The organism is Pseudomonas sp. UBA5568 (assembly GCF_002425525.1).
In the GTDB taxonomy this organism is placed as follows: Bacteria; Pseudomonadota; Gammaproteobacteria; order Pseudomonadales; family Pseudomonadaceae; genus Aquipseudomonas; species Aquipseudomonas fulva.
Window position 1 is genome coordinate 1 of the sequence record NZ_DIMK01000049.1, and the last position, 11,225, is coordinate 11,225.

Annotated in this window: 8 protein-coding genes and 1 tRNA gene; 6 read left to right on the forward strand and 3 right to left on the reverse strand. The window is 59.2% G+C overall.

Going from position 1 to position 11,225, the window contains the following annotated elements; genetic code table 11:
- Positions 1-204 precede the first annotated feature (204 nt).
- Positions 205-363 carry a hypothetical protein gene (locus B2S33_RS15780; protein ID WP_154665224.1) on the reverse strand — a complete coding sequence of 53 codons (159 nt, stop codon included), beginning with the start codon at positions 361-363 and terminating at the stop codon, positions 205-207.
- Positions 364-431: 68 nt separating this feature from the next.
- On the opposite strand from B2S33_RS15780, the gene B2S33_RS15785 reads away from it, so the two are divergent.
- From B2S33_RS15785 to B2S33_RS15800, 4 genes are all read left to right on the forward strand, one after another.
- The gene (locus B2S33_RS15785) at positions 432-1,067 is read left to right on the forward strand and encodes a TetR/AcrR family transcriptional regulator (RefSeq protein WP_023535859.1); all 636 of its coding nucleotides are present in this window, start codon (positions 432-434) and stop codon (positions 1,065-1,067) included.
- A 100-nt stretch (positions 1,068-1,167) separates the two neighbouring features.
- Complete coding sequence (locus B2S33_RS15790; protein WP_028688125.1) at positions 1,168-1,773, forward strand: DUF4823 domain-containing protein; 606 nt, start codon at positions 1,168-1,170, stop codon at positions 1,771-1,773.
- Between the two features lie 9 nt (positions 1,774-1,782).
- Positions 1,783-2,349: a DUF1285 domain-containing protein gene (locus B2S33_RS15795; protein ID WP_028688126.1), complete on the forward strand. Its 567-nt coding sequence runs from the start codon at positions 1,783-1,785 to the stop codon at positions 2,347-2,349.
- Positions 2,350-2,469: 120 nt separating this feature from the next.
- Positions 2,470-5,406 carry a membrane-targeted effector domain-containing toxin gene (locus B2S33_RS15800; protein ID WP_288650630.1) on the forward strand — a complete coding sequence of 979 codons (2,937 nt, stop codon included), beginning with the start codon at positions 2,470-2,472 and terminating at the stop codon, positions 5,404-5,406.
- 219 nt (positions 5,407-5,625) lie between these two features.
- Here B2S33_RS15800 and B2S33_RS15805 read toward each other — a convergent pair.
- A tRNA-Asn gene (locus B2S33_RS15805) sits at positions 5,626-5,701 on the reverse strand.
- Between the two features lie 61 nt (positions 5,702-5,762).
- On the reverse strand, positions 5,763-6,959 hold the full coding sequence (locus B2S33_RS15810) for an amino acid aminotransferase (protein WP_028688127.1): 1,197 nt from the start codon (positions 6,957-6,959) through the stop codon (positions 5,763-5,765).
- A gap of 283 nt (positions 6,960-7,242) precedes the next feature.
- Between B2S33_RS15810 and uvrB the strand changes: the two genes are divergently transcribed.
- Together uvrB and gltX are read left to right on the forward strand one after the other, a co-directional pair.
- Positions 7,243-9,258: an excinuclease ABC subunit UvrB gene (gene uvrB, locus B2S33_RS15815; protein WP_023535858.1), complete on the forward strand. Its 2,016-nt coding sequence runs from the start codon at positions 7,243-7,245 to the stop codon at positions 9,256-9,258.
- Between the two features lie 186 nt (positions 9,259-9,444).
- Positions 9,445-10,926: a glutamate--tRNA ligase gene (gltX, locus tag B2S33_RS15820; RefSeq protein WP_288650631.1), complete on the forward strand. Its 1,482-nt coding sequence runs from the start codon at positions 9,445-9,447 to the stop codon at positions 10,924-10,926.
- Positions 10,927-11,225 lie beyond the last annotated feature (299 nt).

Here is an 11,225-nt window from a genome sequence, read left to right on the forward strand (position 1 = left end):
AAGATCAAGATCAAGATCAAGAGCAAGAGCAAGAGCAAGAGCAAGAGCAAGAGCTGAACGGTAGCGTGGGGGTCGCGGGGATCTGCTTTACGCTAGCCACCCAACCCCCCCTCAAAAAAAACCCGGCTTCTGGGGGGGAATCCGGGTTAAGACCATTAGGAGTAGAACAAAGGTATGCGGTCCCTGAGTACCTTTATCGCCGCGTCACTCGGGGGGATGCGCCGCGCCGACCCCTTGAGTATTGCCCAGGCTACGCACAATGCCAGGCAAAATTGATCGTTTTTTAAACAGATTTGGAATACTCCAGGCCAGGCTGCCAACGATCAGGATCACCCGCACACCACCGAAAACAGAGGTGACCACGGATGATCCGTGCAATTTCGCGCAAGTTAGGCATAATAATCCGCTTCGATCGTCAGCCAGTCCTTCCCATGCAGAAAGAACCTCGTAAGGTCCGTGAGTTTCGCCGTCGCGAACAGGAAATCCTAGACACCGCACTCAAGCTGTTCCTCGAGCAAGGCGAGGACAGCGTCACCGTCGAAATGATCGCCGACGCCGTGGGTATCGGCAAAGGCACGATCTACAAGCATTTCAAGTCCAAGGCAGAGATCTACCTGCGCCTGATGCTCGACTACGAGCGCGACCTCAATGAGCTTCTGCATTCGGCCGATGTAGACCGCGACAAGGAAGCCCTGTCTCGTGCCTACTTCGAATTTCGCATGCGCGACCCGCAACGCTACAGGCTCTTCGATCGTCTGGAAGAGAAGGTAGTCAAGGGTAACCAGGTGCCGGAAATGGTCGAGCAACTGCATAGCATTCGCGCCTCCAACTTCGACCGCCTCACGCAACTGATCAAAGGCCGCATCAGTGAGGGCAAGCTTGAAGATGTACCCCCTTATTTCCACTATTGTGCCGCCTGGGCATTGGTCCATGGGGCGGTAGCGCTCTATCACTCCCCGTTCTGGAGCAATGTGCTGGAAGATCAAGAAGGCTTCTTCCAGTTCCTGATGGACATCGGCGTACGCATGGGCAACAAACGCAAGCGCGACCCCGACCCAGCCAGCTGAGTCAGCACCGGCCCAGGCGTGTGGCCAACCCAAAACTGGCGCAAAAGCTGCATTCGTCAGCCATTCGCCGGCTTTTTTGACGCCGGCCCTTGGAGGAATGATGCGGAGCCTGGTCTTGGTGCTGACGCTTGCGGCGTTGGGCGGGTGCATGAAAGTAAGTGATATGGGGGAAGGTGTTCGCTATCACATGAGCGATGCCGGCCTGCTGGATCACAGCGATACCCGTCGTACGCTGTCGATCCGACTGCAGCCCGATTCCTTTATCTTCATTGGGCAAGGTGCATTCGTGCCGCCCGGTAAAGGCCCGGTCCCGCAGCAGAATGCGGTGGCCGAAGAGGCCTTCAAAAGCTTCGTTGAGTATTTCCCGATGCTACGCCGTGCCGAGGCACCGCTGGGCCTGGAAGAGGCCATTGCGCAGGCACGCTCATTTGGGGCCGATTACGTGCTCTATACCCGTTTCGCTCGTACCGATGACCGCATTGGCAATGGGGACGAGTGGTACGACGAACAGGCCGTGGACCGACTGGGTTGGGATAGCGGCGTGGTACAGATGATGCTCATCGAAACCAGTACCCGCTACCTGATAGACACGGTCCGTATCAAAAGCCGTGGCGGTTTGTTGACGTTCCACGACCAGACGCCCAGGGATTTGCTTGCTGCGCCCATGCGCGAGTACGCTCGTAGCCTTCTTGGCATGAGTCGATGAGGCACTGCGATGAATGAGACGGGCAAGGCCAACGACCTGCTGACACAGCTTCCAACGTCCAAGGGCTTGCCGCCTGTGCACCTCTGGAATCCCGATTTCTGCGGCAACATCGACATGCGTATCGCACGGGACGGAACGTGGTATTACTTGGGCACGCCTATCGGCCGCAAGCCGATGGTGAAGCTCTTTTCTTCGATCATCCGCCGCGACGGTGATGATTACTTTCTGGTAACGCCAGTCGAGAAGGTCGGCATCAAAGTCGACGATGCACCGTTCGTTGCCGTGGCCCTGGAAGTGACGGGGGAGGGGGAGCAGCAGGTGTTACGCTTCACCAACAATGTGGATGATCAGGTCGAAGCAGGGCCTGACCATCCGCTGCGGGTGGTGACTGACCCCGTCACCCAGGCGCCTTCGCCTTATGTGCTGATGCGCAGCAATCTTGAGGCGTTGATTCACCGTAATGTCTTCTATCAGTTGGTCGAGTTGGCCGTTGCGCGGCAAATCGCAGATCAGCAATGGCTGGGCGTGTGGAGCCGGGGTGAGTTCTATCCCATAGGGCAGGTGGATTATCCCTGAGTCACGCTTCACCGCACTTCACTGGGGCATGAAGACCGTGTGGAAGGTGGTTGATAACTAGCGCTCAAAACGTACGGTAATGGCTCAACCTCACGGTTTTACACCGTGAGGAACCTCGCCATGGGCCTGCAGATTCTGACCCCACCCGTCGAATCCCAGCTACGCGCCATCGCTGCTCCACTTGTAGCAGCCTGTCCTGATATGCGCCAGTTGGCCCGCGACACAGCTGTTGGGTTGTTGAGCAAACACAACTTGTCACACCTTGACCCTGACCAGGTCTACCTCAACCGTTTCGAAACCGCCCAGAGCAGCCCTCGCACCTTCAGTGGGTGGCAGCACCTGGACCCGCCTGTCCAATCCTTCACACTGCCGCAGTTGGTCATGCACCGTTTCGACGTCCATGACCAGGATAACAGCGACCTGCTCAGTTACCTGACCGGCTTTTACAGTAATGGCCCTGGCCCCGGTTTTTATGACGAGCACAATGAGATCCGTCTGGAGCCCCAGGCTGTGCTCGAGGATTTCTGGCAAATCGACTTCAGTACCCAATTTCACCATCGGCTTCAGGCGTTTTGGCAAGAACATGCTGAGCACTATCGTGTACTGGCGAAAGTCAACTTCCTCGCCAAGGTGATCGAAATTTGCGCGGCCGACAGCAGCACGGCGCTGGCCCAGCATGTTCGCCGCGTCGCCACTGCGCTGACAGGTCTTGATATTGCATCACCCACGTTGGAGCAACTTCAGGCGGTTGTACCGCCGGCCGCGGGTTATCGCGTGTGTACCTTCGACATTGGCGGGCACATTGCGAGCGACTTTCTGCGCATTGTGCTGGAGGATGGTTCGCAACTGCTGTACACCCCAGGTGAAACGAACGCACTGCATCTTTTCCCAACGCGTAAGGACCTCTACTGGTGGGTGTTGAACAATACCAACGAAGCCGAAAACCGGGCGCGCTTCGTGGCGCACTTTCCGTTGTCCAGCCGTGCCCAAAAAGATGATCGCCTTGGCCTCAATCACCTGATCGATCTACTGTTCTTCAATTGGGGCGGTGATGATCACGAGTGCCTCAATCAGCTCGATGCCACCCTGCCGGGCGATGCGTTCAGTCACCTGCGCGACGCCGCGCGCCAGCGCATGACCGACGACGCACAGTTCGCCCTGCGCAGCAACGCGGACCTGCGCAAACAGCTGTGGATCGGCTATCTCAAGGCGTTCGGTCAAGTAGCAGGGCCCATGGCAGCTGTCGACTGGCCGATCGCACTGGTTGTGGTCGGCGCAGGGCTTGCCGATATGGGGCTGAACATCGACCAGGCTGTCAACGGTCATACCACGAGCGAGCGGCAGGCCGGTGTGACCGGCGCGATCTTGGCGGCCATCGACACCTTGTTCAACGCCGCCATGCTAGCCGGTGCCGTAGGTGCAGGCGCCGAGGAAACGCTGATTGATCCACAGGTGCCTGAGGGCAGCACCCTGGCCGTTGAGCAAGAGGAGGCGGCCCCGGCGACACCCGCCGAAATTGAAGCCTGGGTCCCTGAGCCGTTCCGCCCGGTTGGCCATGAAGACCTGCTGGCACCTTTTGAAACCAACATCATCCTCAGCGCCCAGTCTGGGAGTGGCGGGCAGGAGGGTATCTATCTGCAGGATGGCAAGTTCTATGCGCTGATTGACCAGCAACCCTTCGAGGTCCGTTATGTGCAGCAGATGGGCGGCTGGGTGGTCATCGACCCGCAGAATCCGTACTCGTTCTATCGCAACGTGCCCATCCATATGACAGCGGACGGCCAGTGGCAACCTCTACAGCGCTCAGGCTTACAGGGTGGCGGATTGCCACGCAAGTTGCTTGGGGCCTGGGGGCGGCCAAGCAACGCAGCTGCTGTGCAGGCCCTGCCCGAAATGCCCTACGAGATTCCGCGTGAAACCCGTCCTCTGCTTGAGCATGCCGCCAATGCCCCGGTAGATGAACGCGCGCTAAGTGGAATCATGAGCAGCTTCGATGCTCAGGTAGAAGCGAGCTACCAGGCATTCCGTGCCAGCCGCGACGCACTTGCCACCGACGCCGTTGCCTATCTCGAAAATGTCATACCGCCCGCGCGGCCCGCAATAACGGCTATGCCTCGTGACGCCAGTGCCAAGCTGATCATCCGCAGCCTCTACCAGAACAGTGAAGGGCTGGTCATCGGTGAAAGCCATTCAGGGCTGGGCAGCAAGCAGTTTCTGATAGACAACATGCCTCTGCTCAAGCGCGAAAAGATCAAGGTGCTCTACCTGGAGCATTTCATGACCGACTTTCATCAGGCCGACCTCGATGTGTTCAAATGCTCGGGCAAGATGCCCGCTCGGTTGAGCACCTATGTGAATAATCTGGATGAAGGTCATGGGGTCGATCTGGCAGGCCGCTACTCGTTTCGCAACGTGCTGATTGCGGCGCAGAAGTCCGGCATCCGTATCCAGTCCATCGACTGCATGGCCAGCTACCGCCAGGCCTGGGACAACCCGCCATCGGCGGTGATCAGGCAGCAAATGATGAACTTCTACGCCCATGAAATCATCGAGGCGGACCAGGCGGTCCGAGGCCCAAGCCGGTGGGTTGCGCTGGTGGGAAATAGCCACGCCAGCGACTTTGAAGGCGTGCGCGGCGTAAGCGAACTTCAGGGCGCAATCAGTTTGCGCGTCGAGGACATTGAGGTAGGTATGCCCGGCGGTATCGGTGCCGACCCTGGGCTGGCGGCCATTGATTACGTCATGGAGGTACGCCGGGTCAAAAGCGATCTTCGCCTGCAAGTACCGATTAAAGCGGCGAAGCCGGTCGGTGAGGAAGTGGCGGCCATGCTCAAGCATAACGGTGCATTCACGTTCGAGAGCACCGATGGCCAGTTGCAGTTGGTGCATCGCAGCCGCACGGGTGGGTTGGTGTACACGCCCATCGTCCAGGAAGGTGAACGTTTTTATATCCAGCGGCCCGAGTGGCCATGGGTCAGTGAGCGACGGCTAGCAAGCCTGCGAGAGATACGTACCCTGCTGGAGCATCATGGGTTGCAGTATGTGTTGACGAGATGAGTCGATGCGCGGGAGGCGTGCATTTGGCCTACGCCTCATGGAGCGCCTGAACGGCACCCATGCCATGCGGATCATGCGATGAGCACTGACCTGGGCAAAAGACACGGGCATATCCACAGCGGGCACAAAAAAGCCGCTTTGGGTATGTCTGTTTGACAACATCCCTCAAAGCGGCGTTTTTGGATTATTTTCAAAACCCTGTGAAGGATCTTGATTATCTGGCTCCGCGACCTGGACTCGAACCAGGGACCCAATGATTAACAGTCATTTGCTCTACCGACTGAGCTATCGCGGAATGTGCACGTATCTTACTCAACAGCAGGGGTAAGTCAAGTCACCCCTGCGAAATCAATCAGTTACAGCACTTCAACGATGGCTTTGGTCACGACGTGGATATTGTTCTGGTTCAGCGCAGCCACGGCTATGCGGCCAGTGTCCAGCGCGTAGATGCCGAACTCGTTCTTCAGCCGAGCCACTTGCTCCACGGTCAGGCCCGAGTAGGAGAACATGCCGACCTGGCGACCCACGAAGCTGAAGTCGCGCTTGGCACCGTAATGAGCCAGCAACTCGACCATCTGCTTGCGCATGCCATGAATGCGCTCGCGCATTTCTGCCAGCTCGGTTTCCCACATCTGCCGCAGCTCTGCGCTGTTGAGCACCGTCGCCACGATGGTGGCGCCATGGGTGGGGGGGTTGGAGTAGGTGGTACGAATAACCCGCTTGACCTGGGACAGCACGCGCGTGCTTTCGTCTTTGGAGGCCGTCACGATCGACAGGGCGCCCACGCGCTCACCGTACAAGGAGAACGATTTGGAGAACGAGCTGGAGACGAAGAACTCAAGGCCCGACTCGGCAAACAGGCGTACGGCAAAGGCGTCCTCGTCGATGCCGTCTCCAAAGCCCTGGTAGGCCATGTCCAGGAAGGGCACATGACCTTTGGTCTTGACCACTTGCAGGACGTTCTTCCAGTCTTCCAGGTCCAGGTCCACCCCGGTCGGGTTATGGCAGCAGGCATGCAACACGACGATGGAGCCTGCGGGCAACGCCTCGAGGTCTTCGAGCATGCCTGCCCGATTGACGCCGTTGGTCGGGGCGTCATAGTACCGATAGGTATGAACCGGGAAGCCCGCTGATTCGAACAGCGCACGGTGGTTTTCCCAGCTCGGGTCGCTGATGGCTACCACGGCCTCGGGGGATACACGCTTGAGGAAGTCGGCGCCGATCTTCAGTGCGCCCGTACCGCCCACTGCCTGGACAGTCACAACCCGGCCATCGGACAGCAACGGGGACTGGGCACCGAACAGCAGTTTCTGCACCGCTTGGTCATAGGTCGCGATGCCGTCGATCGGCAGGTAGCCACGCGAGGCATGCTGGGCGGCACGCTGGGTCTCGGCTTCGATCACCGCCCGCAGCAGCGGAATGCGGCCTTCCTCATTGCAGTAGACGCCCACCCCCAGGTTCACCTTGTCGGTGCGTGGGTCGGCATTGAATGCTTCGTTGAGGCCCAGGATGGGGTCGCGGGGTGCCAGCTCGACAGCGGAAAACAGGCTCATTGTTACCTTGGCTCGGATAGGAGTGTAAGGGGAGGTATCCGCTCCAGCCGAATGCACTGAAGCGGGGCACAAACGGGGAGTCAGTATAGTGATCCGGTACGGTCACGGCGACACTGCGACGCCGCTTTTACGACTATTTGCGCAAAAAATTTTCGACCCTTGCGGCCTTTGCCCTGTCCACCGTAACACGGGGTCACCGTTGGGCCTTCAAAGCGTCCCCCGGCGTGCCCATTTGGGTATAGACTACTGGCTAAATTTACAGTGCAGCACCGCGAGGTTCGACATGTCCGAGTTCCAGCTCGTTACCCGGTTCCAGCCAGCAGGCGATCAACCAGAGGCCATTCGGCAAATGGTCGAGGGCATCGAGGCGGGGTTGGCGCACCAGACTCTGCTGGGGGTGACCGGCTCTGGCAAGACCTTCAGCATCGCCAACGTCATCCAGCAGGTGCAGCGCCCCACGTTGGTCCTGGCACCGAACAAGACGCTGGCGGCGCAGTTGTACGGCGAGTTCAAGGCATTCTTCCCCAACAATGCGGTGGAGTACTTCGTTTCCTACTACGACTACTATCAACCCGAAGCCTATGTGCCCTCATCGGACACCTTCATCGAGAAGGATGCCTCGATCAACGACCATATCGAGCAGATGCGCCTTTCGGCGACCAAGGCGCTGCTCGAGCGGCGCGATGCGATCATCGTCACCACCGTGTCCTGCATCTATGGCCTGGGCAGTCCTGAAACCTACCTCAAGATGGTGTTGCACATCGACCGTGGCGACAAGCTCGACCAGCGCGCGTTGCTACGCCGACTGGCCGACTTGCAGTACACCCGCAATGAAATGGATTTCGCCCGTGCCACCTTCCGAGTGCGTGGGGATGTCATCGACATCTACCCGGCCGAATCGGACCTTGAAGCCATACGCGTCGAGCTGTTCGACGACGAGGTGGAAAACATTGCCGCGTTCGATCCGCTGACAGGCGAAATCCTGCGCAAGTTGCCAAGGTTCACGTTCTACCCCAAGAGCCACTACGTGACGCCGCGAGAAACGCTGCTTCAGGCGGTTGAGGGTATCAAGGAAGAGTTGGCCGACCGGCTTGAGTACCTGCACAAGGCCAACAAGCTCGTGGAGGCTCAGCGTCTTGAGCAGCGTACCCGCTTTGACCTGGAAATGATCATGGAGCTGGGTTACTGCAACGGTATCGAAAACTACTCACGCTACTTGTCCGGTCGTCCTGCCGGTGCGCCCCCACCTACGCTGTATGACTATCTGCCCGCCGACGCACTGCTGGTCATCGATGAGTCGCACGTCAGCGTTCCCCAGGTGGGCGCCATGTACAAAGGGGACCGCTCACGCAAGGAAACGCTGGTGGAGTACGGGTTTCGTCTACCGTCGGCGCTGGACAACCGCCCCATGCGCTTCGACGAGTGGGAGAGCGTCAGCCCGCAGACCATCTTCGTGTCCGCCACGCCCGGTCCTTATGAAGAGGCGCATGCTGGGCGCGTCGTCGAGCAGGTGGTGCGTCCCACTGGCCTGGTCGACCCGCAGATCGAAATACGCCCTGCGCTGACCCAGGTAGATGACCTGCTCTCGGAGATCCGCAAGCGCGTGGCCCTGGGCGAGCGGGTGCTGGCCACCACCTTGACCAAGCGCATGTCCGAGGACTTGACCGATTACCTGGCAGACCATGATGTACGGGTGCGATACCTGCACTCTGACATCGACACCGTGGAGCGGGTCGAGATCATCCGCGACTTGCGCCTGGGCACGTTCGATGTCCTGGTCGGCATCAACCTGTTGCGCGAAGGCCTGGACATGCCCGAGGTTTCGCTGGTCGCCATCCTCGATGCGGACAAGGAAGGCTTCCTGCGCTCCGAGCGTTCGCTGATCCAGACGATTGGCCGGGCTGCGCGTAACCTCAATGGTCGGGCGATTCTATATGCCGACGCCATAACCGGTTCGATGCAGCGGGCCATTGACGAGACCGAGCGACGTCGAGAAAAGCAGATCGCCTTCAACGAAGCGCACGGTATCGTGCCCAAAAGCGTGGTCAAGGACATCACCGATATCCTTGAAGGTGCGACCGTCCCGGGCGCTCGCAGCAAGAAACGCAAGGGGATGGCCAAGGCGGCAGAGGAGAGCGCGCGTTACGAGGCCGAGTTGCGCACCCCAGGCGAAATCACCAAACGCATTAAGCAGCTCGAAGACAAGATGATGCAATACGCCCGTGACCTGGAATTCGAAGCCGCCGCCCAGTTGCGTGACGAGATCACCCAGTTGCGAGATCGCCTGATCGCAAGTTGATGCCTGGCGGTCGGCATTCACAGCGCATCGATCAGGCGAGACCGCGCTGCACCCAAGCCACCCACGGTATGGCCTACCGTGGGCTCGGCATCATGGGGGCCAGCTCAGGTTCACCGCATCGCTGGAGCCCGGTGCCTGCCACCTGCTAACATCGAGGCTTTGTTTCATCTTTCGTTCGAGACTCCCATGACCACCGTACGCACGCGTATCGCGCCATCGCCTACCGGCGACCCCCATGTCGGCACCGCCTACATCGCCCTGTTCAACTACTGCTTCGCCAAACAGCACGGCGGCGAGTTCATCCTGCGCATCGAGGACACCGATCAGCTGCGCTCCACGCGCGAGTCCGAGCAGCAGATCTTCGATGCGTTGCGTTGGCTGGGCATCGAATGGAACGAGGGCCCGGACGTGGGTGGCCCACATGGTCCGTATCGGCAGAGTGAACGCGGTGAAATCTATGCCCAGTACGCCAAGCAGCTGGTCGACGCCGGCCATGCGTTCTATTGCTTCTGCACCGCCGAGGAGCTGGAGCAGATGCGCGCCGAACAGCAGGCCCGCGGCGAGACGCCTCGTTACGATGGGCGAGCGTTGCTGCTGAGCGCCGACGAAGTGCAACGCCGGCTGGACGCAGGCGAGCCCCATGTAATCCGCATGAAAGTGCCCGCCGAGGGCGTGTGCGTGGTGCCGGACATGTTGCGCGGTGACGTGGAGATCCCGTGGGATCGCATGGACATGCAGGTGTTGATGAAAAACGATGGCCTGCCCACGTACTTCCTGGCCAACGTGGTCGACGATCACCTGATGGGCATCACCCACGTACTGCGCGGTGAAGAGTGGTTGCCGTCGGCGCCCAAGTTGATCAAGTTGTACGAGTACTTCGGTTGGGAACAACCCAAGCTGTGCTACATGCCCCTGCTGCGCAATCCGGACAAGTCCAAGCTTTCCAAACGCAAGAACCCGACGTCGGTGACGTTCTACGAGCGCATGGGCTTCATGCCCGAAGCCATGCTCAACTACCTGGGCCGGATGGGCTGGTCCATGCCCGATGAGCGCGAGAAGTTCTCGCTGGCCGAAATGGTCGAGCACTTCGACCTGTCCCGCGTTTCGCTGGGCGGGCCGATCTTCGACATCGAGAAGCTCTCCTGGCTCAACGGCCAATGGCTGCGTGAGCTCCCTGTGGAAGCCTTTGCCCAGCGCCTGCAGAAATGGGCGTTCAACAGCGACTACATGATGAAAATCGCGCCGCATGTGCAGGACCGGGTTGAAACGTTCAGCCAGGTGGTGCCTTTGGGCGGGTTCTTCTTCGAAGGCGCACTGAAGCTTGACGCCAAGCTGTTCGAAAGCAAGAAATTGTCGGCCGATCAGGTGCGCCAGGTCCTGCAGTTGATCCTGTGGAAGCTTGAGAGCCTGCGTCAGTGGGAAAAAGAGCGCATCACCGGTTGCATTCAGAGCGTGGTCGATGCATTGGAACTGAAGCTGCGTGACGCCATGCCCTTGATGTTCGCCGCCATCACCGGGCAGGCAAGCTCGGTGTCGGTGCTCGATGCCATGGAAATCCTCGGCCCTGACCTGACCCGATATCGTCTGCGTCAGGCCTTGGATTTGCTGGGTGGTGTTTCCAAGAAAGAAAACAAGGAATGGGAAAAGCAGCTGGCTACCATCGCTTGAGATGAGGCAGGCGGGCAGGCCGTCGTTCCCACGACGGTCGGCCGCTGCCGTGTGCAATGGATCCAGCGTTGCAGGCTGGTCTGGCCCGCCCGATAAACCGATATTGCGGGGCAGGGCGGTAAGTGATTGTTATCTGTGAAAAAACTTTTGGTTTTTTTGAAGATTTAGTTTGACAGGCCTGCACCTGGATCTTAATATGCGCCCCGTCCACAGCGATGAACATAAACGAAACGCCAGGCACCCAGCCAGCGTATCGGTTCAGCGTGACTCTGTGGGGCTATAGCTCAGCTGGGAGAGCG